The 23,823-nt window shown below is 67.0% G+C and carries 21 protein-coding genes; 16 read left to right on the forward strand and 5 right to left on the reverse strand.

The annotated features are described in order from the left end of the window. Positions 1–21 precede the first annotated feature (21 nt). From C8D03_RS07740 to nikE, 3 genes are read left to right on the forward strand one after another with little or no spacing between them, the layout of a single operon-like run. Positions 22–957: an ABC transporter permease gene (locus C8D03_RS07740; RefSeq protein WP_108045747.1), complete on the forward strand. Its 936-nt coding sequence runs from the start codon at positions 22–24 to the stop codon at positions 955–957. A gap of 12 nt (positions 958–969) precedes the next feature. Beyond that, entirely contained in the window at positions 970–1,878 is a 909-nt protein-coding gene (locus tag C8D03_RS07745) for an ABC transporter permease (protein WP_108045748.1), read from the forward strand. Then, the gene (gene nikE / locus C8D03_RS07750) at positions 1,878–3,527 is read left to right on the forward strand and encodes a nickel ABC transporter ATP-binding protein NikE (protein ID WP_210203906.1); all 1,650 of its coding nucleotides are present in this window, start codon (positions 1,878–1,880) and stop codon (positions 3,525–3,527) included. Before C8D03_RS07745 ends, nikE begins: the two co-directional genes overlap by 1 nt. Before the next feature lie 128 nt (positions 3,528–3,655). On the opposite strand, the gene C8D03_RS07755 is transcribed toward nikE, so the two are convergent. The 3 genes from C8D03_RS07755 to C8D03_RS07765 form a co-directional block, all read right to left on the reverse strand. After that, positions 3,656–4,486 carry an ABC transporter substrate-binding protein gene (locus C8D03_RS07755; protein ID WP_181300780.1) on the reverse strand — a complete coding sequence of 277 codons (831 nt, stop codon included), beginning with the start codon at positions 4,484–4,486 and terminating at the stop codon, positions 3,656–3,658. Positions 4,487–4,583: 97 nt separating this feature from the next. Beyond that, positions 4,584–5,489, reverse strand: a complete 906-nt coding sequence (locus tag C8D03_RS07760; protein ID WP_108045751.1) for a hypothetical protein — start codon at positions 5,487–5,489, stop codon at positions 4,584–4,586. Positions 5,490–5,688: 199 nt separating this feature from the next. Next, positions 5,689–6,378, reverse strand: coding sequence for a cupin domain-containing protein (locus C8D03_RS07765; protein ID WP_248308393.1), 690 nt, complete (start codon positions 6,376–6,378; stop codon positions 5,689–5,691). Positions 6,379–6,515: 137 nt separating this feature from the next. Here C8D03_RS07765 and C8D03_RS07770 point away from each other — a divergent pair, with 137 nt between their 5' ends. From C8D03_RS07770 to C8D03_RS07790, 5 genes are all read left to right on the forward strand, one after another. Beyond that, entirely contained in the window at positions 6,516–7,415 is a 900-nt protein-coding gene (locus C8D03_RS07770) for a polysaccharide deacetylase family protein (RefSeq protein ID WP_108045753.1), read from the forward strand. Beyond that, positions 7,412–8,383, forward strand: a complete 972-nt coding sequence (dctP, locus tag C8D03_RS07775) for a TRAP transporter substrate-binding protein DctP (RefSeq protein WP_108045754.1) — start codon at positions 7,412–7,414, stop codon at positions 8,381–8,383. Before C8D03_RS07770 ends, dctP begins: the two co-directional genes overlap by 4 nt. A 2-nt stretch (positions 8,384–8,385) precedes the next feature. Beyond that, the gene (locus C8D03_RS07780) at positions 8,386–9,453 is read left to right on the forward strand and encodes an arginase family protein (RefSeq protein ID WP_108045755.1); all 1,068 of its coding nucleotides are present in this window, start codon (positions 8,386–8,388) and stop codon (positions 9,451–9,453) included. 337 nt (positions 9,454–9,790) lie between these two features. Beyond that, positions 9,791–10,624: an amino acid ABC transporter permease gene (locus tag C8D03_RS07785; protein WP_248308394.1), complete on the forward strand. Its 834-nt coding sequence runs from the start codon at positions 9,791–9,793 to the stop codon at positions 10,622–10,624. 11 nt (positions 10,625–10,635) lie between these two features. After that, a complete protein-coding gene (locus tag C8D03_RS07790; protein WP_108045757.1) occupies positions 10,636–11,454 on the forward strand; it encodes an amino acid ABC transporter ATP-binding protein in 819 nt (272 codons plus the stop codon). Between the two features lie 58 nt (positions 11,455–11,512). Here C8D03_RS07790 and C8D03_RS07795 read toward each other — a convergent pair whose 3' ends face one another. Next, complete coding sequence (locus tag C8D03_RS07795; protein ID WP_108045758.1) at positions 11,513–12,394, reverse strand: GntR family transcriptional regulator; 882 nt, start codon at positions 12,392–12,394, stop codon at positions 11,513–11,515. Positions 12,395–12,471: 77 nt separating this feature from the next. Here C8D03_RS07795 and C8D03_RS07800 point away from each other — a divergent pair, with 77 nt between their 5' ends. Then, a complete protein-coding gene (locus C8D03_RS07800; RefSeq protein ID WP_108045759.1) occupies positions 12,472–13,614 on the forward strand; it encodes a C45 family autoproteolytic acyltransferase/hydolase in 1,143 nt (380 codons plus the stop codon). A gap of 50 nt (positions 13,615–13,664) precedes the next feature. Beyond that, the gene (locus C8D03_RS07805) at positions 13,665–15,239 is read left to right on the forward strand and encodes an ABC transporter substrate-binding protein (protein ID WP_108045760.1); all 1,575 of its coding nucleotides are present in this window, start codon (positions 13,665–13,667) and stop codon (positions 15,237–15,239) included. Between the two features lie 9 nt (positions 15,240–15,248). On the opposite strand, the gene C8D03_RS07810 is transcribed toward C8D03_RS07805, so the two are convergent. Then, a complete protein-coding gene (locus C8D03_RS07810) occupies positions 15,249–15,938 on the reverse strand; it encodes a GntR family transcriptional regulator (RefSeq protein ID WP_108045761.1) in 690 nt (229 codons plus the stop codon). 110 nt (positions 15,939–16,048) lie between these two features. Between C8D03_RS07810 and C8D03_RS07815 the strand changes: the two genes are divergently transcribed. The 6 genes from C8D03_RS07815 to ggt all read left to right on the forward strand — a co-directional run bounded on the left by C8D03_RS07815 (position 16,049) and on the right by ggt (position 23,811). Further along, complete coding sequence (locus tag C8D03_RS07815; RefSeq protein ID WP_108051346.1) at positions 16,049–16,948, forward strand: alpha/beta hydrolase family protein; 900 nt, start codon at positions 16,049–16,051, stop codon at positions 16,946–16,948. Between the two features lie 43 nt (positions 16,949–16,991). Continuing rightward, positions 16,992–18,551 carry an ABC transporter substrate-binding protein gene (locus tag C8D03_RS07820; protein WP_108045762.1) on the forward strand — a complete coding sequence of 520 codons (1,560 nt, stop codon included), beginning with the start codon at positions 16,992–16,994 and terminating at the stop codon, positions 18,549–18,551. 105 nt (positions 18,552–18,656) lie between these two features. Beyond that, a complete protein-coding gene (locus tag C8D03_RS07825) occupies positions 18,657–19,601 on the forward strand; it encodes an ABC transporter permease (RefSeq protein WP_108045763.1) in 945 nt (314 codons plus the stop codon). Beyond that, positions 19,598–20,416: an ABC transporter permease gene (locus C8D03_RS07830; RefSeq protein ID WP_108045764.1), complete on the forward strand. Its 819-nt coding sequence runs from the start codon at positions 19,598–19,600 to the stop codon at positions 20,414–20,416. Before C8D03_RS07825 ends, C8D03_RS07830 begins: the two co-directional genes overlap by 4 nt. Beyond that, on the forward strand, positions 20,413–22,053 hold the full coding sequence (locus C8D03_RS07835) for an ABC transporter ATP-binding protein (RefSeq protein ID WP_108045765.1): 1,641 nt from the start codon (positions 20,413–20,415) through the stop codon (positions 22,051–22,053). The genes C8D03_RS07830 and C8D03_RS07835 overlap by 4 nt, the downstream gene beginning before the upstream one ends. A 144-nt stretch (positions 22,054–22,197) precedes the next feature. Continuing rightward, a complete protein-coding gene (ggt, locus tag C8D03_RS07840; RefSeq protein ID WP_108045766.1) occupies positions 22,198–23,811 on the forward strand; it encodes a gamma-glutamyltransferase in 1,614 nt (537 codons plus the stop codon). Positions 23,812–23,823 lie beyond the last annotated feature (12 nt).

Genomic DNA, 23,823 nt, shown 5'->3' on the forward strand with positions numbered 1-23,823 from the left:
GGACGAAGGCGGGGTGGCGCCATGGCGGTGCAGGCTTCAGCAGGGGAATCGGGCCGTGGCCGGGCGCCCTCCCGACGCCGCCATCGGCCGGTCGGCCTCGTGCTCGCCTGCACCGTCGTGCTGCTGGTCGCCGCCGCCAGCCTGGCCGCGCCCTGGCTGACCGGGAACTCGCCGCTCGACCAGGACCTGCTCCAGATCAACAAGGGGCCGAGCGCGGATTTCCCGCTCGGCACCGACCATCTCGGCCGGGATGTCTTCGCGCGGCTGCTCTACGGCGCCCGTTCGACGCTCGGCATCTCGGTGACCGGCACGGCGATCGCCTTCGCGATCGGCGCCGGGCTCGGCCTGCTGGCGCTGAGCTTCGGGCGCTGGCCGGCAGCCATTCTGTTCTCGGCGATCGACCTCGTGCGCGCGCTTCCCGGCACGCTGCTCGCCCTGCTGCTGATCGTCGGCCTCGGCAGCGGCGCCGGCCCGCTGATCCTGGCGCTCGGCATCTCGTTTGCGCCGCTCGTCGCCTATGTGACGCGCGCGACCTATCTGCGCGAGCAGGCGCGCGACTATGTCCAGGCGGCGTCGAGCTTCTGCGGCGGCAGGCTGCACATCCTGCGGCGCCACATCCTGCCCAATATCGCCGGCGCTCTCGTGACCCAGGCGGCGATCATCCTGCCGCGCTGCATCGTCACGGAATCGGTGCTGAGCTTTCTCGGCGTCGGCTCCTCGCCGGACGCGCCGACCTGGGGCCGCATGATCGCGGATTCGAGCCGCTTCGTCGAACGCGCGCCGCACGCGATCCTGGTGCCGCTGCTGGCGCTCGTCCTGCTGACGCTCAGCCTGTCGGCCATCGGCAACCATCTGCGGCGCCATCTCGACCCTGTTCGCGGCGAGGCCGACGGCCCTGCCGCGGAGGACGAGCCGGAGCCCGTCGCGCCGTCCCGCGCACCGCTCGCGATCACCTAGGAGGAAGCCGTCATGGCACGCGCCATCGCCGTTCTGGCCAGCCTGTTGCGGGGCCTCGCGCAGGCCGCCTTCATCGTGATGCTGACCTTCTTTCTCTGTCGCGTCATGCCGGGCGACGTCGTCGACGTGCTCGGTCTCGAAGGCGGCCTTACGGCGGAGCAACAGGCCGAGATGCGCCACGGCCTCGGGCTTGACCGGCCCTTGCCGTTGCAGTTCGCCAACTGGGTCGGCCAGGCGCTGAGCGGCGATTTCGGCCGTTCGATCCGCTTCGACCGCCCCGTCGGGGAGATGCTCGGAACGGCCTTGCCGGTCACCGCGCGGCTTACCGCGCTGAGCTTCTGCTTCGGCGTGGCACTGGCCTTGCTGCTCGCGGTCGCCGCCACGGCGCGGCCCTCGCGCTGGCTCGATGCCGTCATCGATGCCGTCAACACCTGGTCGATCGCCGTTCCGACCTTCTGTGCGGGGGTCGCGGCGATCCTGGTCTTCTCGATCTGGCTGGGCTGGCTGCCGGTCATCGGCGGGCTTCTCGTGCCCGTGCTCGTGATCGGCCTCGACAACGCCGGGCAGATCGTCAAATCGCTGCGCGAGGAGCTGCGCGAAGCGGTGATGCTGCCGCATGTCCGCACGGCTCGCGCAAAAGGCCTGTCGCCCTGGCGCATCGCCTTCGCCCATGTGCTGCCGGCCGCGATGCCAGTCATGCTCGCCTTGTCGGGACTCGTGCTGGGAGGGCTGGTCGCAGGCTCGCTGACGATGGAGGTGCTGTTCGCGCTGCCCGGCCTCGGCAGCCTGACGCTCAACGCCATCCATGGCCGCGACTATCCGATCATCCTCGCCGCCGTCACCCTGATCGCCGTTGCGCTCGTCGCCATCAACACGGTCGTCGACATGCTACACCGCCTGATCGATCCGAGGCTTGCCTGATGCGCCCGATCCTCGACGTCGCCGATCTCGACATCACCATCGCCGGGCGCTGCGTGGTGCGCGATCTCTCCTTCGCGATCGCGCCCGGCGAAACCATGGCGCTGATCGGGGAATCGGGCTCCGGCAAATCGATGACCGCGGCCGCGATCATGGGGCTGCTGCCACCCGGCGCGCGGATCGGCACGCAGGCGCGCCTGCGCCTCGACGGCGAACTGCTGAAGCCCGAGGACGAGGCGGCGATGCGCCGCCTGCGTGGCCGCGCCATGAGCATGGTCTTCCAGGACCCGATGAGCTGCCTCAACCCCTTCATGCCGGTCTCCGGACAGATCGACGAGGCGCTGCAAAGACTCGGTACGGGCGCCGGCCGGGAGCGCCGCGCGCGCCTGCTCGAACTGCTAGCCATGGTCGAGCTGCCCGATCCCGCCGCCATCGCGCGGCGCTACCCGCATGAACTGTCCGGCGGCCAGCAGCAGCGCGTCATGCTCGCCATGGCGCTGGCGGCCGAGCCGCAACTGCTGATCGCCGACGAGCCGACGAGCGCGCTCGATGCGACGGTCCAGGCCGAGATCCTGGCGCTTCTGAAAAACCTCCAGCGCAAGCTCGGCAACGCGCTGCTGTTCATCACGCATGACCTGGCGGCTGCGGCCGAGCTCGCCCACCGCATCGTCGTGATGCAGGCCGGACGGGCGGTCGAACGCGGCCCGGTCCCGGTCATCCTCGGCGCGCCACGCGAGGATTATACGCGCAAGCTCGTCTCGACGCGGCGGATGCTCGCCGCGCCGCCACAAACGCAGCCCGCGCCCCGCGTCGGCGAGCCCGCCCTGCGGATCGAGGGGCTCGTCCATGACTATCCCGCCAGGAGCCTCTTCGGCCGTGCGTTCCGGTCGCTCGACGGGGTCTCCCTGACGATCGCGCCAGGCGAGACGCTCGGCATCCTCGGCGAATCCGGCTCGGGTAAATCGACGCTGGCGCGGATCGCCATCGGTCTTGCCCGCCCGAGCGCCGGCGAGGTGACGCTCTTCGGGACGCCGATCGCGCGGCTGGCGCGGCTCGACCGCGCCCTGCGACGCCGCTGCCAGATCATCTTCCAGAACCCCTATGGCGCACTCAATCCCCGGCTCACGATCGAGTCCGCCATGCGCGAGCCGCTGGAGCTGCTCGGCCTGTCTGGCCCCGGCGACCGAGACCGGATCGCAGCGGCACTGGGCGATGTGCGGCTCGGGCCGGAGCATCTCGCGCGCTACCCGCACCAGCTATCCGGCGGCCAGCGTCAGCGCGTCTGCATCGCCCGAGCCTTGCTGTCGGAACCGGAGCTGCTGATCTGCGACGAGATCGTGTCGGCGCTCGACGCCACGGTGCAGATGCAGGTCATCGCCATGCTGAAAGCGCTCCAGGCCAGGCGCGGATTTGCGATGATGTTCGTCGGCCACGATATCGAGATCGTGCGCTGGATGTCGGACCGCATCGCCGTGATGCATCGCGGCCAGATCGTCGAGCAGGGACCGGCGGGATTGCTCGTCGAGGCGCCGCAGGAGCCCTATACGCAAAGGCTGATCGCCGCGATGCCACGGGCGCATACGATGACAGGCGAAGCTGACGAAGGTGGCGGCACGCCGCATCGCGATCTCGCCGAGCCGGCCCTCGGATAGCGCCTGCCGGGGCCGACCCGGCTCGGCTCCGCATCAGGCCGCGTGAGCCGTCAGGCCGTCCTGCCGGACGGGCGGCACATCGGGACGCGTGCTGCCGATCGATACGGCAGCACGCAACCAGTGGGCGGTCAGCGCGGCTGGCTGTTGATCATGATCGCGGGCAGGGCCGAGTCGGACAGCTCCCACTTCTCGAAGATCTTGCCGTAGGTGCCATCCTTGACCAGTTCCTGCAGCGCGTCGGCGACCGCGTCGCGGAAAGCGCTGTCGGTCTTGCGGAAGGCCGCGCCGTAATAGACCACGGTCATGGGCTTGCCGATGACCTTGTAGATGCCGCCTTCCTGCTTGCTGGTGAAGGGGATCGTCTCGCCGCCCTGCACGGCCGCGTCGACGCGGCCCTGCTTGAGCTGCAGACGCGCATCGGGCGAGCTTTCCGTGCCGACGACCTCGATCGGCCCCTTGCCGGCCTTGACGCAATTCTCGTCGCTCCAGTCCTTGACCTGGCCGGGATAGGTGGTCGAACGGACGGTGGCGATCTTCTTGCCGCAGAGCTCGACCGGATCTTTCAGGGCGCTGCTGGTCAGCGTGTAGAACATCGCGCCGGCGCGCATGTAGTTGACGAAGTCCATGGTCTCGCGGCGCGCCGGTGTGTCGGTCATGCCCGAGAGGATGAAGTCCGTGCGGCCGGTGGTCAGGGCCGGAGTGAGCTGGGCGAAGAGACCGTCCGTGCGCTCGACCTTGAGGCCGAGTTTCGCCGCCAGCGCGTCGACCAGATCGATGTCGAGCCCCTTGAAGGTGTTGGTTTCGGGGTCCTTGTACTCCATCGGCGGATAGGTCGCGTTGATCGAGAGCTTCAGAACGCCCGCATCCTTGATCGCCTTCGGAATCTCGCCCGCACCGGCAGCGGCGGGCAGCAAGGCGAGGCCGAGAAAGGCGGCGCGGCAAACGAACTGTTTCAGCATGGAACTCTCCAGCGTTGGATTATCGGGACATGGTCTGCATCGAGGCGTAGGCCCGCTCGCGATCCGGCGGCGACGGTTGCAAGACTCCAGCCAGGGCCTAGGCCGCGACCGCATCGGCGCAGCGCTGGTCGAAAAGCCGCCTGGCCGTACGCGGTGTCACGAACTGGCCGCCCTGTTCGGCGATATAGGTGAGGATGCCGGTCAGGCGGTCTTCGAACTCGGGCTGCCCCATGGTGTAGGTGTGGCAGACCATCGAGACGATCTGCGGCTCGGCGGCGGTGCTGGCGCGCAGCGCGACCGCATCCCAGACGCGCCGCATCGCCGGCAGGTTCGAGAACTCGTTGATGATGTAGTTCTCGCCGACGACGCGCGGACGCGCGGTGCCGGGAGCAACCCCATCCCAGGCCCAGGGAATCTCGAACAGCGCACCGGCTTCGCCCGGCGCCGCCAGACGGGCCGGCTCCTGCGCCGACATGTAATAGGCGCTGAGCGGCGCGCCCTGCCAGGCGGCGGCCTTGTCCGGCCAGACGATGCCGGGCGCGCACGACAGCTCGATGCCGATGCCGGCCTCCTTCACCACCGCGCCGATGGCCGAGGTGAAGCCATGATAGCCACCGCGATAGGCGGCAAAGGGAAGGCCGAGCCTGCGCATCGCCGCCGCCTTCTCGAGGATCAGCGGCCGCATGTGGTCGATATCGAAATAACTGCAGGAGCCGGGCTCTTTGCCGGGCGGTGGCCCGTAGAGATCCTCTTCCGCATGCAACACCAGATCGGCTCCGTCGCCGTCCAGCTCGCGCCAGAAATCGGTGAAAGGCGGCTCGAAGAAACGATCGCGGCAGACCGGCCCGGTCAGCACCGTCCAGGCGGCTGCGCCACCGGCATGCTCGGCCAGGATCGCGCGCATCCGGCCGTATTTCGCCAGCAGCGAGGCGTCATCCTGGTAGACCGAGACGGGATCGGGATCGCTGTCGACATTAATGACGAGATAAACGCGTTCAGCCATCGCTACGGTCCAACCCTGTCCTCAGCGTGTGTACGACGCAGCGGTTGCGCGGCGGAGGGCGAAGTCGCCCGCCCGGCTCGCTCCCGGTACGCAGCGCGACATCGTCGCCCCGCGCTGTCTCGGAGGGAGCATGGCGCTGACGTGACAACTAAGCAAGTAACTTGACAAGGCATTACATGGCTTGAATTTGTGCAACCGACTAAAAGGTCGGCGGGGTGTTGACCCACAGGATCCGGGCCAGCTCATCGCCTGGGTTGGCATAGCCATGCGGCTCCTCAGACGGGAACGAGAAGGAGTCGCCCGTGAAGAGGCGGCAGGTCTGATCGCCCACCGTCAGATCGAGCATGCCTTCCAGCACATAGCCCATCTCCTCGCCGACATGGGAAATCAGCCCGTGGCTGCCGCCACCGGCGACGACCTGGTGGATATTGACCTGAAGCAGCGAGTTGCGGGTCTGCGGGATGAGCCGCTCCAGCACGACGCCGTCGGCATTCTGGCGCAACCTCGTATTGATCGTCGGTCTTTCGCCGGCCCGCATGACGAAAAGAGGCCCGTTGCCCTCAGTCTCGTTGCTGAACATCGCGGCGACATTGATGCCGAGGAACGCCACCAGTCGATGCAGCACGGCGAGCGACGGCTGAACCTTGTCGTTCTCCAGCTTCGAGATGAAGCTTTCCGACACGCCGATACCGGCGGCGACATCCTTCAGGCTCATGCCCTTCATCAGCCGGGCGTGGCGCAGCCTGCCGCCGATCTTGATCTCAGCACCGGCCTCGGCCGTCGCTACCTTATCGTCGTTCGCCATCGCAATCCCGGCTCCAAGCATCGCATCACTTGCCGCGACTTTCCTATTTGTCAATGAACTTGACAAATAGGAAGTGCGACGCAACAGTCCCGAGCATCGGTTGGGGGTGGTCGGGTGGTAAGCAAGGGCCGTTCCAGCGCCGGGGATGACCCGGCGAGGGCTGTGGCTTCCACGACCCGCCCGGCGCGACCGTCCCTGCCGGCCGAAAGGTGCGTTCCACGATGATCGAGAATCCGATCCCCTGGCCGGACGGCAAGCGTTGCGCCGTCTCCTTCAGCTTCGATGTGGACGCGGAATCGCTGCTCCATCTCAATTTCCGCGAGACAGCGCCGACCCGGGTCGCGATGTCCTCGATGCTGCGCTACGACGTGAATGTCGCGGTGCCGCGCCTGATCGAGATCTTCCGGCGCTACGACATGCGCCAGACCTTCTTCGTTCCCGGCTGGTGCGCCGAGACCTACCCCGCAATGGTGGAGAAGATCATCGCGGCCGGGCACGAGATCGGCCATCACGGCTATCTCCACAAGCGCCCTAACCAGCAAAGCCGCGACGAGGAGGCCCAGAGCATGGGCCTCGGCATCGAGGCGCTGGTGAAGCGAACAGGCAAGCGGCCGGTCGGCTTCCGCGCGCCGGCTTTCGCCTTCTCGCAGAACACGCTCGAACTGCTTCAGGCCGAAGGCTTCGCCTATGACGCCTCGCTGATGGGCGGCGACGTGCCTTACCTCATCGGCAACGAAAAGGGCGACCTGGTCGAGCTGCCGTCCGACTACGTGCTCGACGACTGGATGCAATATGTCTGTCTGGGCGACTTCAATTACATGCTGCCTATCGCCTCGCCGCAGCGGGCGATGGAGGTCTTCCGCGCCGAATTCGATGCGGCATGGCGGCATGGCGCGCTGTGGGTCACCGTCTGGCATCCCTTCGTCTCGGCCAAACTGTCGCGCGCCGACGCCATGGTCGAGCTGATCGATTACATGCAGGAGAAGGGCGGCGTCTGGTTCGCACCGCTCGACGAGATCGCCGCCCATGTTCGCAAGGTCGTGGCGAGCGGCGCCTGGACACCGCGCCGCGACACGCTGCCCTACTGGCCGGAGCCACGCCCGGCCGACGCCCCGGTATGAGCACGATGCCGCGCCGGCTCAGCGTCAGCCACTACATGCCGGAAGACCACGGCAGCCATGCGGACTTCATCGCGCCCTGGGCGAAGGCCGTCGAAACGGCTTCGCAGGGCCGGCTGTCGTTGACCGTCCATACTGGCGCCAGCGCCTTCGGCAAGCTGGAAAGCCAGTACGCCCAGGTCGTCGCGGGCGCTGTCGATGTCGCGCATTCACCGGCAGGGCTGCCCGAGGGCCGGTTTCCGCTGACGACGCTGATGAACCTGCCCTTCATGGCCGCCTCGTCGGCGCAAGGCACGCAGATGCTCAGTGCTTTGCTGGAGCCGCATCTGGCGCCTGAATACGAAGGCCTCAAGGTGCTGGCACTGCATGCCGATTCCGGCGGCGTGCTGCATACGCGCGACGCGCCTGTCACCCGGCTGGAAGACGTGGAGGGCCTGCGCCTGCGCTGCCCGGCGGGACCGATGGAAGCGGCTTTGCGCCTGCTCGGGGCCGAGCCCGTGCCACTGACGCCGCCCTATATCCGCGCCGCCGCGGAGGAGGGCCGCATCGACGGCGCCGTAATGGCCTGGGACGTGCTGGCCTATACCGGCACCGCTCCGATCTTCCGCCACCATACCGACACCAAGCTCTATGTCTCGCCGCTCTATTTCGTCATGAACGGTGAGAGCTGGGACGGCCTCGATCCACAGGCCCAGGCCGCGATCGAGCGCTGTTCCGGCGCAGCGCTCGCCGGCCGCTTCCCGCAATGGTGGGACGCCTGGGAGGCGCCGGGCCGGGCGCTTGGCCTCGCCGAGGGGCAGTCCATGGGCGCGCTCACGACGGCTGAACTCGAACGCTGGCGCAAGGCCGCCGCCCCTGCCGCCGAGGCGCATGTCGAATCCCTCGTCGCCGCCGGCCATGCCGGTGCGCGGTCGACCTATGAGGCGGCGCTCGCCCTGCGCGACCGCCATTCCACGCAACAGGAGTCCTGACGATGCCCCATTATCCCGGCTGGGATGCGACCTTCCGCGGCAAGGTCTGGCGCACCACGCATTTCCCGCGCATCAAGGAAGACATGCCGACCTTTCTCGGCGTGCCGCATGCCGTGACGAAGAAGGACCTCGAAGGCGCCGACGTCGTCATCATCGGCGCGCCCTTCGTCGCCGGCTTCGGCCGGCAATACAGCGGCGTCGACAAGGACGAGTGGATCGTCGCGACCAAGCATGTGCGCCAGCAGTCGATCCGCTATCGCTCCGGCTATATCCAGGATTTCGATCTCGACGTTTTTGAGCACCTGAAGGTCGTCGACTATGGCGACGCCAACATCCCGCCCGAGACCAGCTATGAGGGCACGGTCGAGAAGATCCTGGAGGCGCAGGAAGCCACGATCGCCAAGGTGCAGGATGCGCTCGATATCGGCGCCATTCCGATCGTCATCGGCCAGAACTCGCCCTGCGGCTCCTATGCGGTCGGCAAGCCGGTCGCGGACAGGGCCAAGGGTCCGGTCGGGATGGTCAGCCTCGACACACACTGGGACGCCTGGCCGTATGACTGGGCGACGATGAGCCCGCATATCGCCGGCTCGACCAACTGGAAGGACAAGCTCTACCGCGACTGCCCTAACATGAGCATCCCGCATCTCGTCGAGATCGGCGAGCGCGGCATGCTCGAGGACCCGGCAACGATCCGGCGCTATGTCAGCCAGGGCGCCAATTTCATGCCGATGTGGAAGATCCGCACGGAACTCGGCATCGAAGGCTGTGTCAGAAACCTCGACCAGGCCTTCGCCGGCAGCGATGCGGTCTACTGCCATTTCGACATGGATGTGATGGGCGGCGCCGGCCCCTCGGACGGTGACATGCTCGGCGAACTCGCCGAACCGATCGGCATGACCGATTACGAGGCGATCCGGCTCGGCCATGAATGCGGCAAGCGCGGCGCAGACGCGCTCTCCTTCATCTGCATTCCGCCCGGATCGGCCGTGACCTACCGGGTCATCGTCTATGTGATGATGTATTTCATGGCGGGGCTGGCGATGCGGAAGATCGGCAAGGGCGCGTGAACGGGCGGCGGCCCGGCTGGCAGGATTATTGCTGCCCGGAACCTTCCGGAGGTGCACCATGCAACCCAGTCTTTCGGCACCGTCGCCGCTGTCCGTCACATCGTTCCTCCTCGCAGGGCTCCCGGCTTTCGTCGGGGACCTGCTGACCACCGCTCATGGCGCCGTCGCCCGGTTACGATTCGTCGATGCAGGCGGGGACGGCGGCGAAGGGCCGTCCTCGGCAGCCTTCGAGCGACGCCAGGCGATGCTTTCCGCCATGCGCTGCTGGTGAGAATGCGCGGAGCGGCATCGGCAAGGAAGGACGCAGTGGCCCGAGCGCCATGCGCACAGGAACATGATGAACAGCGATCCTGAAAACCTCGTCATCGTCCAGCGGCGCCATTACGGCCGGCTGGTCGGCGCCGCCATCGTGCTGGTCGGGCTGGCCGCCATCGTCCATGCCTTCGTCGTCGGCCAGATCGAATGGAGCTATGTCGGCCGCTTCCTGACCGTCCGGGCGATCATGGAGGGTCTCGCCAACACGATCGTCATGTCGATCCTGGCGATGCTGCTGGGACTCGTGCTCGGCGTCGTCTTCGCGATCATGCGGCTGTCGGCGAACCCTGTGCTGTCGACCACGGCGCTCGGCTACATCTGGTTCTTCCGCGCGATCCCGGTGCTGCTACAGCTCCTGCTCTGGTACAATCTCGCGCTGGTCTTCCCGACGATCGGCATCCCCGGCATCGCGAGCTGGAAGACCGTCGACGTGATGACCCCCTTCGTCGCGGCGCTGCTGGGCCTGGGCATCCAGCAGGGCGCCTTCACGGCGGAGGTCGTCCGGGCCGGCCTGCTCTCGGTCGATCAGGGCCAGTACGAGGCGGCCCAGACGCTGGGCATGACACGCCTGCAACTGCTGCGCCGGATCATCATGCCGCAGGCGATGCGCGTGATCGTGCCGCCAGTCGGCAACGAGTTCATCGGCATGGTGAAGCTCACCTCTCTCGCCAGCGTGGTGCAATTCGCCGAGGTGCTGCACAGCGCCCAGAGCATCTACTACGCCAATTCGCGGGTCATCGAACTGCTGCTCGTCGCGGCCTTCTGGTATCTGATCGTCGTCACGATCCTCAGCCTGCTGCAGGGACGGGTGGAAGCCTATTATGAGCGCGGCGTCGCCCGCTCGCCCGGCCGTTGAGGAGACGCGCGATGGAAACGACTCTCGCCCCCGTCAAAGCCCTCGACGCCGACCACCTCGCGCCCGGCGCGCCGCTCGTCCTTGCCCGCAAGGTCCAGAAGCAGTTCGGCGACCTCAAGGTGCTCAAAGGCATCGATCTCGCGGTGAACCGGGGCGAGGTGCTCTGCATCATCGGCCCGTCGGGCTCCGGCAAGAGCACCTTCCTGCGCTGCATCAACCAGCTCGAACGCATCGACGGCGGCGCTCTCTTCGTCTCGGGCGAGCGCGTCGGCTTTCACCAGGCCGGCAACAAACTCTACGAACTCGACGACAAGGCCATCGCCCGCCAGCGCCGCTCGATCGGCATGGTGTTCCAGCGCTTCAACCTGTTCCCTCATCTCACCGCGACCCAGAATATCATCGAGGGCCCAGTCCAGGTTCTCAGGCAGCCGGTGGCGCAGGCGCGCGAGCGAGCCCATGCGCTGCTCGAACGCGTCGGCCTCGCAGACAAGCGCGACGCCTACCCGTCGCAGCTTTCGGGCGGCCAGCAGCAGCGCGTCGCCATCGCACGCTCTCTCGCGATGCAACCCGAACTCCTTCTGTTCGACGAGCCGACCTCGGCGCTGGATCCCGAACTCGTGGCGGAGGTTCTGCTCGTGATGCGCGATCTCGCCCTGACCGGGATGACGATGATCGTCGTGACGCATGAACTCGGCTTCGCCCGCGACGTCGCGCATCGCGTGGCCTTCATGGATCAGGGCCAGATCGTGGAGATCGGCCCGCCGCAGTCCCTCCTCACCGATCCGAAGGAAGCGCGAACCCGCTCGTTCATCAATGCCGTCCGGCATTGACGCCGGACCCCGGCAGCACCGCAGTGTCTTTTCCCAGCGATAAAAGCCGACGCAGGAGCTAGTTCGGCCGATCGGGCCAGCGCAGCCGGCTGGCGCGCTGCAGATGGCGGCGCATCTGGGCGGCCGCGACCTCCAGATCGCCGGCCTCGATCGAATCGAGGATCTGCAGATGCTCGCGGCAGTTCACCTCGACACGCTCGAAGCCGAACACCCAATCATAATTGGAGAGCCGCCGAAGCTGGTTCTGCCGACGGATCGCCGCGTGGATGAAGCGGTTGCCGGATGCCGCCGCCAATCCCTCATGGAAGGCCGCGTTCATCTCGAAGAAGCTGATCGCGGAGGTCTCGCGCCAGGGCTGCGCCAGCGTCGCCCGATGGCGCTCGCGCATCTCCGCGAGCCACCCCCGGTCGAGTCCGAAGCCCGGCTCGAGGAAGGCCATCGGCTCGATCAGCAGCCGAAAGCGATAGCGTTCCTCATGCACGCGCGGATCACGCGGCTCCTGCAGGAAGCGCCAGCCATAGCCCGGCCTGCGCTCGACCATGTCGAGATCGGCGAGGCGCGCCAGCAGCCGCTTCGCCTCGGGCCGGCCGAGCCCGTAGCGCCGCATGATTTCCTGCTCGGAGAACGCATCCTCCAGCTCGCCGGCCTCGTGCTCATGGGCGAGCCGGATCAGGGCGAGTTCCACCTCATCCGGCGGACTTGCGCCCGCATCCGGCAGGCCGGGAGCGCTGATCAGCTCGAGCCCGCGATGCGGGTTGCGGCGCACCAGCCCGCGCGCCTGGAGCCAGGCGAAGGCGGCGCGCACCGGCGTCCTGGAGACGTCGAGCCGGCGCGCGATGACGCTTTCGTTGAGGCGGGCACCGGCGATCAGCCCGTCCTCGCGCGCCAGATCGAGGATGCGCTCGGCGAGGTCCTGCTGGAGACGGGAAGGCTGAGACATGACCGCTCTTGATTGTCTTAGTTGCAGATGAAATACATTAATAGCCGACCGCTGGCCATGGGCCGGGAGAAACGACGATGATCCAGCCCTGCCCCTTCGTGGATGTCTCTGGAACGCCCTATGAGCGGGGACGGCAGCATGGTGCGGCGGTGCCCGCGCGCGTCAAGCGCTCGATCGAACTCTATGGCGGACAGCTCGACGAACTCGGCTACGGCGCTGCGGCCAAGACGGCGCTGATCGGGGAATTCGCTCGCGAGATCGAGGCTTTCGGCGCTCATTACGTCGAGGAGATGGCCGGCATCGCCGAGGGCGCCGGCGTGTCGCTCGAAGACATCATCATGATCAATGCCCGCACCGAGGTCATCGCCAAGGCGCGGCTGGTCAAGAACAGGCCGGTCGAGGCGACCGAAGAGCTCGACGATGGCTGCACCGGGGCAATCATCCTGCCCGAGCGCAGCGCCAACGGCACGCTGATCCACGGCCAGAACTGGGACTGGAAGGCCGAATGCGCCGAGACCGCGATCGTGATGCGGGTGCGGCGCGACGACGGGCCGGACTTTCTCACCTTCGTAGAGGCCGGCGGGCTCGCCCGCTGCGGCATGAATGCGGCCGGCATCTGCATCACCGCCAACTACCTCGAATCCGAGCGCGACTTCACACAACCCGGCGTGCCGCTCGCCCTGATCCGACGCAAGGTTCTGGAGCAGGAGCATCTCGCCTTCGCGATCAAGGCTGTGGCGACGACGCCGAAGGCCTGCTCCAACAACATGATGCTGTCGACCGTGAAAGGCTTCGGCATCGACTTCGAATGCGCACCGGACGAGGCCTTCCCGCTCTACCCGAGCGAGGGGCTGATCGTGCACGCCAACCACTGGGTCGGGCAGGTCGCGCTGACCAAGCTGCGCGACACCGGCACGCCACGCGTGCCCGACAGCTTCTACCGCGACTGGCGGGTGCGGAAGCTGCTGGACGAGGCCGGCGGCAAACTCACGGTCGACGATCTGAAAGCGGCCTTCTTCGACGATTTCCTCACGCCCCATTCGGTCTGCCGCCCGCCGCGCCCGAACGACACCGGCAACCTGTCGGCGACGGTCGCGATGGTGATCATGCAGCCGGCGGAAGGGATCATGGAGGTCTGCCCGCTGCCGGCGCTGAACCGGAGCTTCACCCGCTACAGCCTGACGGCGGGACCGCTGACTCTTGCGGAGGCCGCCGAATAGACCACCGAACCGCCGCAGCATGCCGTTACGACAATAGGGGGAACAGGCCGATGCTTCGACAGATCAGGACCACCACCATCATCGCCGGCGTTGCCTTCGCCGGGCTGGCGCTCGCGGGACTGGCCGCCACCGCCCAGGCCGCAACGGCACTGCGCGTGCAACTGCCCGCCGACATCCGCTCGATCGACCCCGGCGTCAACCGCGACCACAACACCGACGGCGTCGTGCTTCACATGGTCGAGGGGCTCGTCGCCTATGGCGAGGATGCGGCACCGAAACCGCTGCTCGCGGAGAAGGTGGCGATCTCCGAGGACGGCAAGACCTATAGCTTCACGCTGCGCCAGGGCGTCAAATTCCACAACGGCGCCGAGATGACTGCAGCCGATGTGGTCTGGAGCTGGAACCGCTACATGACGCCGAAGACGGACTGGCGCTGCTTGTCGGAGTTCGACGGACGTGGATTGGTCAAGGTCGAGAGCGTCACGGCGCAGGATCCGCGCACCGTCGTCTTCCAGCTCGACAAGCCGAGCGCGCTGTTCCTCACATCGCTCGCCCGCACCGACTGCGCCATGACCGGCATCCTGCACAAGGATTCGGTCAAGGCGGACGGATCGTTCGACAAGCCGATCGGCACCGGCCCGTTCAAACTCGCCGAATGGAAACGCGGCGAGTTCATCAGGCTGGAGCGCTTTGCCGACTACGCAGCGCTGCAGGGCAAGATCGACGGGCTGGGCGGCGCCAAGCGCCCGCTCGTCGACGAAGTCCGTTTCGTCGTCATCCCCGACAGCGCCACCGCCAAGGCTGCGCTGGTCAGCGGCGACATCGATGTCGTGCCCGACGTCGCCAATGCCGATGTCGCGGAGCTCAAAAGCGAACCCAAGGTCAAGCTCTCGGTGGTCTCGCATATGGGCCTGGTCGGCCTGATCATCCAGACGCGCGACCCGGTGATGGCCAACGTCAAGCTGCGCCGCGCCATCGCCACCGCGATCGACAAAAAGGAGCTGGTCGACGCCGTCACCGACGGGCTCGGCAAGCCCAACGGTTCGATCGTGCCGACGCTCTCGGCCTATCACAGCAAGGCGCAGGAGCAGGATGTCACCTATGACGTCGCCGCCGCGAAGAAGCTGATCGCCGAGTCCGGCTACAAGGGCGAGAAGATCGTGATGATGGCCAACAAGCGCTATCCGCAGAGCTTCAATGCGGCTGTGGTGGCGCAGCAGATGCTGCAATCGGCCGGCCTGAACGTCGAGATCGAGGTCCTTGAATGGGCGACGCAGCTCGACCGCTACAACAAGGGCAGCTACCAGATCCAGGCCTTCCCCTATTCCGGCCGGATGGATCCATCCTTGTCCTTCGAGTCGATGACCGGCCCCAAGGACAAGCAGCCGCGCAAGCTCTGGGACAACCCGGAGATCCAGGCACTGCTCGATAAGTCGATGATCGTTGCCGACAAGGGCGAGCGCCAGGCGATCTTCGACGAGTTGCACAAGCGCTTCCTCGCCGACATGCCGATGGCGATGCTCTACAACGGCATCGCCGGCGGCGCGGTCGGCAAGCATGTCAGCGGCTATGTCTCGTCGCTGACCTCGCTGCCCCGGCTCTGGGAGGTTTCGCTGGCGCCCTGACCGCGTGCTTCAGCCCATATCCTTGTCGATATGGCGGGTGATCAGGGCCGCGAGTTCCGCCGCATCGCGCCGCCTCAACGCCTCGACCATGGCGTGATGATCGCGCGCACTGGCGAGCAGCGCTTCGTGCGAGGCCCAGACCGTGACGGATGAGCCACGTGAACGGTCGCGCAGCGCCCAGATCGTTTCGTCCAGAACCGGATTGCCGCAGGAGGCATAGATCAGATGGTGGAAGGCGCTGTTGATCTCGCTCTGGTCGTTGCGGGTGCCGGTGGCAGCCGCCTCGCTGAAGGCCATGGCGAGCTCGGCGAGACGGGCGATCTCCGCCTCGCCGATATGGGCGACGACGCCCGCCATGGCGCCGGCCTCGATGATGATGCGCGTGTCGCGAATGGCGCGATAGGTCGCCAGATCGATCTCGGCGACGCGGTAGCCGCGATTGGGGACATGCTCGATCGTCTTGCGGATGGCGAGTTCCTCGAGCGCACCACGCACGTCGAAGCGCGTCGCCTGAAACTTCTCCTCGAGATCGATCTGCCGGAGCCATTCGCCGGGGCGGTACATGCGCAGCCGGATCGCCTGGGCGATCTCGCTCGCCAGGGCACGCTTGGCGATGACGGGCTTGGCAACTGCAGGTTTCGCGGGCGCGGGTTTTGCGGCGGCAGGCTCGGCAAGAGCAGGCTTGATTTTCGGCTGCATGACAGCGTTCTAGCCCATCGCGACGGGGGATGCACAAGCCTGTTGCACGACATCCTTCATCGTGCAACAAAATTGGCGCCAATTATTCAGCCAGATCGAGAGACATGGCCATGACCAAAGCCGACGCGACATCTGCCGCAGGCGCCGCCGCTGCCGGCCAGGACGCGGCGGCGATCGCGCGGGCGCTCTACGATCTAGGCCCGACGCCCGTGATCGCCTGCAAGGCCGATCCACGTTTCAGCTACTGCCTCTATGTGCCGCCCACTCTCGGCCAGACGACGCAGCCGCCGGAACTGATCGTCGCGATGCACGGCACGGGCAGAGGCTTCACCGGCTATCGCGACGCCTTCCAGGAGTTCGGCCGCTGGAATAACTGCATCGTGCTGGCGCCGCTCTTCCCGATCGGCGTTCTCGGCGACGACAACCGCGACGGCTTCAAATACATGCGCGAGGGCGCGATCCGCTACGATCACATCCTGCTCGCCATGGTGGCCGAGATCGAGGCGCGCTACGGCGTCAGCTTCCCGCGCTTCGGCCTGTTCGGCTATTCGGGCGGCGGGCATTTCGCCCATCGCTTCCTGATGCTGCAGCCGCAGAGGCTCTGGGCCTGCTCGATCGGCGCACCGGGCTCGGTGACGCTGCTCGATCCAACCCGCGATTGGTGGGTCGGTACGCGCAACATGGCCGAGCTGTTCGGCGCGGCGCCCGATATCGCGGCGATGAAGACGGTCGCCGTCCAGATGATCGTCGGTGCCGCCGATCTCGAGACCTGGGAGATCACCCACAAGCCGGGCGGCCGCAACTGGATGCCCGACGCCAACCACGCCGGCGCGACCCGGCCCGAGCGCCTCAGCTCCTTGCGCAAATCCTTCGCGGACGCCGGCATCGCGGCACGCTTCGATCTCGTGCCCAACATGGCCCATGACGGCCTGCGTGCGGTCCCGAAGGTCGAGGATTTCTTCGCCGACCATCTCGCCAGGCTTCGCGCCGGCACGGCCAAGGCGGCCTGAAGACCGCCGACGCCACGCGCCAACGACAACAGGGGATCCACGCATGAACCGGCTTCTCGCCTCCGCCTGCCTCTTGTCCGCCGGCCTCGTGCCGCTGCTGGCCAGCCCGACGCTCGCCCAATCGCTCACCGTCGCGGTGCAAGCCGACGTCCGCAGCATCAATCCGGGCGTCAACCGCGACGACGGCACCGACGATTTCGTCCTGCAAATGGTCGAGGGTCTCGTCGGTTATGACGATGGCGGAACGCCGCAACCTCTGCTCGCGGAGAAGATCGACCTTTCGGCCGACGGCAAGACCTACAGCTTCACCCTGCGCAAGGGCGTGAAGTTCCACAACGGCGCCGAGCTGACCTCGGCCGACGTGCTGTGGAGCTGGAACCGCTACATGGACCCCAAGACCGAGTGGCGCTGCGCCTCGGATTTCGACGGCCGCTCCGGCCTCAAGGTCGAGGGCGTCGAGACGCCTGACGCGCAGACCGTCGTGATGAAACTCGACAAGCCGAACGCCCTCTTCCTCGACAGCATGGCTCGCACCGACTGCGCGATGACCGCGATCCTGCACAAGGATTCGGTCAAGGCCGACGGTGCCTTCGACAAGCCGATCGGCACCGGCCCCTACAAGTTCGGCGAGTGGAAGCGCGGCGAATACTTCACCATGACCGCCTACGAGGGCTACGCCTCACCGAAGACCGACGGCAAGGCTGACGGCTATGTCGGTTCCAAACGCCCGCTGCTCAAGGACGTGAAGTTCCTCGTCGTCAAGGATCCGGCCACGGTGAAGGCCGGGTTGATCTCGGGCGCGCTCGATCTGAGCGAGATTCTGCCGAGCGATGTCGCCGAGATCCGCAAGCTGCCCAAGCTCGAGGTCGTCACCGCCGCCACCGCGGTGCGCCAGGTCCTGCTGATCCAGACCCGCGACGCCGTGATGGGCAATCAGAAATTGCGCCAGGCGATCGCGGCCGCGCTCGATATGGACGAGGTGGTCGCTACGGCCTCCGATAATCTCGGCCAGTCCAACACGTCGCCGATCTATTCCGGCTCGTCCTATTTCGGCGCGGTCGAAAAACAGGGCCATAAATACGATCCCACCCGAGCCAAGAAGCTGCTCACTGAGGCAGGCTACAAGGGCGAGAAGATCGTCATCCTCGCCAACAAGCGCCCGCGCGTGCCGAGCTTCCCGGCCGCCGTCGTCGTCCAGGCCATGCTGCAGGCCGCCGGCATCAATGCCGAGATCGAAGTGCTCGACTGGGCGACCCAGCTCGACCGCTACAACAAGGGCAACTACCAGATGCAGTCCTTCTCCTTCTCGGCGCGCTTCGACCCGGCTTTGGCCTTCGAGCAGTTTGCCGGCCCGAAGGACAAGCAGCCGCGCAAGGTCTGGGATAGCCCGCAGGCGCAGGAGAAGATCGACCGGCTGATGTCCCTCCCCGATCGCGCCGAGCGGCAGAAGCTCGTCGACGAGCTGCACAAGGCCGTCATCGACGAGGTGCCGCTGATCTTCATGTTCAACGGCGTCGATGCCATCGCCCACAGCAAGCGCATTACCGGCTTCAAGCCCTGGCAGTCGAAGCTGCGGATGTGGGAAGTCACTGCCGCGAAGTGACGCAAACTCCGCTCCGCTGACTCCAAGCTATTGTTTTGACGCATTTTCCTCACGCGAACCGGTATCCACTTCGCTCGAAAATGCTCTAGAGCCCGAAGGCCGCCAATGCTGCGCTTCGCCCTGACCCGGGTCGCCATGGCCCTGCCGACGCTGCTGATCGTGGCAGTGTCGGTGTTCGTGCTGATCCGGCTGATCCCGGGCGATCCGGCATCCCTGCTGCTGGGCGACCTCGCGACGCCGGCCTCGATCGCCGATCTCAGGGCAAAGCTCGGCCTCGACCAGAGCCTGTTCGTTCAGTTCGGCATCTGGTTCGGCAATCTGCTCAGGGGCGATCTCGGCATCTCGATCAATACTCAGGAGCCGATCCTGCCGCTGATCCTGTCACGTTTCTGGATCAGCGCGCAGATCGTGCTGGTCGCGGTTCTCTTCGCCAGCCTGGTCGCGGTGCCGGCCGGCGTGATCGCCGCCTGGAAGCAGGATTCGGGTCTCGATCTCGGGCTCGTCGCCATCGCGACGCTTTTGCTCTCGATACCGACCTTCTGGCTCGGCCTGCTGCTGCTGCTGTTCTTCGGGCTGAAACTCGGCTGGCTGCCGGTCGTCGGCTATGTCGCGATCGGCGACGATCCCTGGCGCGGCGTGCTCTATCTGGTCATGCCGATCCTGACGCTGTTCCTGCACGAGATCGGCGTGCTGCTGCGGATGGCGCGGGCCTCGACGCTGGAGGTGATGCGGCTCGACTACATCACCCATGCCCGCGCCAAGGGGCTGTCGGAGATGGCCGTGCTCTGGCGCCACGCCTTCAAGAACGCGTTCGGGCCGACCTGGACGCTGATCGGCCTCGTGCTCGGCAACCTGCTCGGCGGCATCGCTGTCGTCGAAACCGTCTTCACCATCCCGGGTCTCGGCCGCCTGCTGGTCGATGCGATCTTCGCGCGCGACTATCCGGTGATCCAGGGCTGCATGCTGTTCGTCGCCTTCACCTATGTGCTGGTGAACCTCGTCATCGACCTCTGCTATCCGATCTTCGACCCGAGGGTGATGGCCGAATGAAGCTCCCCCCTCTCAACGCCCTGATCGGCGGCACGCTGATCGGCACGCTCGCGGTTACCGCCGCCATCGGCGCGGTGTGGACGCCCTATGATCCCCTGCGCCTGTCCTTCCGCTACAAGCTCGCGCCGCCATCCTCGCTGTACTGGCTCGGCACCGACGAATTCGGCCGCGACGTGCTCTCGCGGTTGATGGCCGGCGCCGCGACCTCGGTCTGGATCAGCATCCTGACCGTGACGCTCGCCGTCATCCTCGGCACCACGATCGGCCTGTTCTCCGGCTATATGCGCGGCTGGATCGACCGTGTCGTGATGGCCTTCAACGATGCGCTGCTGGCCTTCCCCGGCATCCTGCTGGCGCTCGGCCTGCTCGCCGTGGTCGGCGCCAACAAATACGGCATCATCCTGGCGCTCGGCATCGCCTATACGCCGTCCGTCGCGCGCATCGTGCGCGGCACGGTCCTGTCGCTGCGCGAGAAGGAGTTCATCGCCGCCTCGCGCGTGATGGGCAACTCCGAGGCCTTCACCATGGCCCGCCACGTCCTGCCCAACTGCATCGCGCCGCTGACCGTGCTGGCGACCTCGATGTTCGGCTATGTGCTGCTGGCGGAGAGCTCGCTCTCCTTCCTCGGGCTGGGCGTACCGCCACCGGCCCCGACCTGGGGCAACATGCTGGCGGGTTCGCGCGCCTATATCGGCCAGGCGATGTGGCTCGGCATCTTCCCGGGCCTGTGCATCTCGCTGACCCTGCTCGGCATCAATCTGCTCGGCGACGCGGTGCGCGACCGGCTCGACCCGCGCATGCGAGGCGCCCGATGAGCGCGCCCCTGCTCGAAGTCGAGAACCTCACCCTCGCGATCAGATCCTCGGGCCGCGAGGTCGTGAAGAGTGTCGGCTTCTCGATCTCGCGCGGCGAGATCGTCGGCATCGTCGGCGAATCCGGCTCCGGCAAGACGCTGGCGGCCCGCGCCGTCATGGGCTTCGTGCCACCGGCCGTGACGCTCGCCGCGGGCTCGATCCGCTTCGACGGCGAAGAGATCACCACCATGGCGCAAAAGCGCCTGCGGGCAGTGCGCGGCTCCAGGGTCGGCATGGTCTTCCAGGAGCCGATGACCTCGCTCAACCCGTCGATGACGATCGGACGGCAGCTCGAGGAAGGGCTCGCGCTCCACCGCAAGCTCGATGCCGCCGGCCGCCGCGCGCTGATCCTCGACATGCTCAGGCGTGTCGGCCTGTCCGACCCCGAGGGCGCGCTCGACGCCTTCCCGCATCAGTTCTCCGGCGGCATGCGCCAGCGCATCATGCTGGCCTCGGTGATGCTGCTCAAGCCCGCGCTGCTGCTCGCCGACGAGCCGACGACCGCGCTCGACGCGGTCGTACAGCGCGACGTGATGGAGCTGATGGTCGGCCTGACGCAGGAGAACGGCACCGCCGTGCTGCTGATCTCGCATGATCTCGGCATGGTCGCGCGCTATTGCAGCCGCATCGTCGTGATGTGCCAGGGCGAGGTCGTCGAGCAGGGACCGTCGCAGGACATCCTGGCGCGGCCGCAGCACCCCTATACCCGCAAGCTGCTCGCGGCGATGCCGCAGCGCGGGCCGGCGCGCGAGCTGCCTGCCGCCAAGACGCCTATCGTGGCAGTGCGCGCTCTCGTGGTCGACTATCCCGGCCGGCAGCGCTTCCTGCGCAAGAGCGCGCCGAAGCGCGCCCTGCACGGCATCTCGCTCGACGTGCAGCCGGGCGAGGTCGTCGCGGTCGTCGGCGGCTCGGGTTCGGGCAAGACCACGCTCGGCCAGTCGATCGCCGGGCTGGTCAAGGCGAGCGGCGGCGCGATCCTGTTCGACGGCAAGCCTATCGCCCGCAGCGAGGCCGCTTACTGGAACTACCGGCTGAACTGCCAGATGGTGTTCCAGGATCCTTATTCCTCGCTCGACCCGCGCATGACCGTGCGCCAGCTCGTGGCCGAGCCGCTGCGTCTCGTGCCGGGGATGGCGGCGCCGGACAAGCAGGCCCGCGTCGACGAGGTGCTGGCCGAGGTCGGTCTCGCCGACGGCTTCGGCGGGCGCTATCCGCACGAGCTTTCCGGCGGGCAGCGCCAGCGCATCGCCATCGCGCGCGCCGTGGTGCGGCGCCCGAGCTTCGTCATCGCCGACGAGCCGGTCTCGGCGCTCGACGTCACGGTACGGGCGCAGGTGCTCGAACTGTTCGCGGAGCTGCAGCGCAAGCATGGCTTCTCCTGCCTGTTCATCAGCCATGACCTCGGCGTGGTCGAGCAGGTTGCCGACCGCGTCGTCGTCATGAACGAGGGCCGCATCGTCGAGGAAGGCTCGCGCGACCAGATCTTCGACGCACCGCGCCACCCTTATACGCGCAAGCTGCTCTCGGCCGTGCCGGGGCTCGAGAGCATGCCGGACGGCGGGGTCAGGCTGTTCTGGCGGCTGGGGGACGGGGCGTGAGCGGCAGTAAAGGCCTCGACGTCATGCTCGGCCTTGTGCAGAGCACCCACGTCTTGAACATCGCCCTCGCCAAAGGAAGACGCGGATGGTCGGGACAAGCCCGACCATGACGGAGAGGGCGGCGCATATGATGAGACCTCGCGCATGAAGAACGGAATGATCGTCTGCCCACAGCCGGAGGCGGCCGAGGCCGGGGCGGCCGTGCTGGAGCGTGGCGGCAATGCGGTCGATGCCGCGATCGCCTGCGCCTTCGTGCAAGGTGTGGTCGATCCGCTGATGAGCGGCATCGGCGGCTTCGGCTCGATGCAGCTCTACATGCCGGGCAAGGGCGTCCACCAGATCGTCGAGTTCTATGCCAAGGCCTCACTCTCGGCGACGCCCGAGATGTGGCTCGACAAGCTGCTCGGCCAGTCGCGCGACGGCTTCGCCTTCCTGCTGGAGGGCGGCATCAGCGAGTTCGGCCATCTCGCCGTCTGCACGCCGGGCAGCGTCAAGGGCTATGACTACGCGCTGGCACATTACGGCACGATGGACTGGGCCGACATCATCGCGCCCGCGATCCGGCAGGCGCGGGAGGGGGTACTGGTGCGTCCGCACATGCACTGGTTCTGGTCGCAGGACCAGAGCGGCTCGGGCCAGGCCAACACCCCCGACAAGCTGCGCTACAGCGAGACGGGCAAGCGGCTGTATTTCCGCCCCGATGGCAGCCTGAAGCGGCCGGGCGACATCGTCGCCAATCCCGACATGGCGACCACGCTGGAGCGGCTGGCGAAGGGCGGCGCCGGCCTGTTCTACACGGGCGAGCTCGCCGAGGAGATCGCCGCCGATTTCGCCGCGCATGGCGGGCTGATCTCGCGCGAGGATCTGGCCGCCTACGAACTCTCGGTCGCCGAGCCGGTCTGGGGCTCCTATCGGGGCCATCGCATCTCGACCAGCCCGCCGCCGGCGAGCGGGATGCTGATGCTGCAGATCCTCAACATGCTGGAGAGTTTCGAGATCGGTGCGCTGACGCATGGCTCTGTCGAGCATGTCCGGCTGCTGGCCGAGGCGATGAAGCGCATGACCATCGACAAGGACGCTCATATGGGCGACCCGGCCTATGTCGACGTGCCGGTCGAGCAGCTGCTTTCGAAGGAGCACGCTGCGGCACAGGCCGAGAGCATCCGGCGCGGCGAGCGCGCCGATGTGAAGCGGCTGGAGCGCTCCTCGTCACGCGAGACGACCCATGTCTCGGTCGTCGACCGGCATGGCAATGCGGTGGCGCTCACCCATACGCTCGGCTCGCCCTCGGGCGCGATCACCGACGGGCTCGGCTTCATCTACAACGGCACGATGAGCCGTTTCGATCCGCGCCCCGGCCGGGCCGGCTCGATCGCGCCCGGCAAGCGACGCTCCTCCTCGGCCGCGCCGACCATCGTCTTCAAGGGCGAAAAGCCCTTCATCGTGATGGGCGCGCCGGGCGGCAGCTATATCGCGCCGGCGATGGCGCAGGGCGTGATGAACGTGATCGATTTCGGCATGGGCATGCTGGAGGCGGTGGCGGCCCCGCGCATCGTGGCGGTGTCGAACACGATCGACATCTCCAACCGCATCCGCCGCAGCGTCAGCGAGGAGCTGGCCGCGCTGGGCTACGAGGTGAAGCGCTCGGCCCAGAGCTATCCCTTCGCGGCGCTGCACGGCATCCGGGTCGATGACGGGCTGTGCTCGGGCGGAGCCGACCCGCAGCGCGACGGCATGGCCCTGTCGGTGCCGGCCTGACAGGCTCAGGCC

The sequence above is a fragment of the Bosea sp. 124 genome (assembly GCF_003046175.1).
GTDB lineage: Bacteria > Pseudomonadota > Alphaproteobacteria > Rhizobiales > Beijerinckiaceae > Allobosea.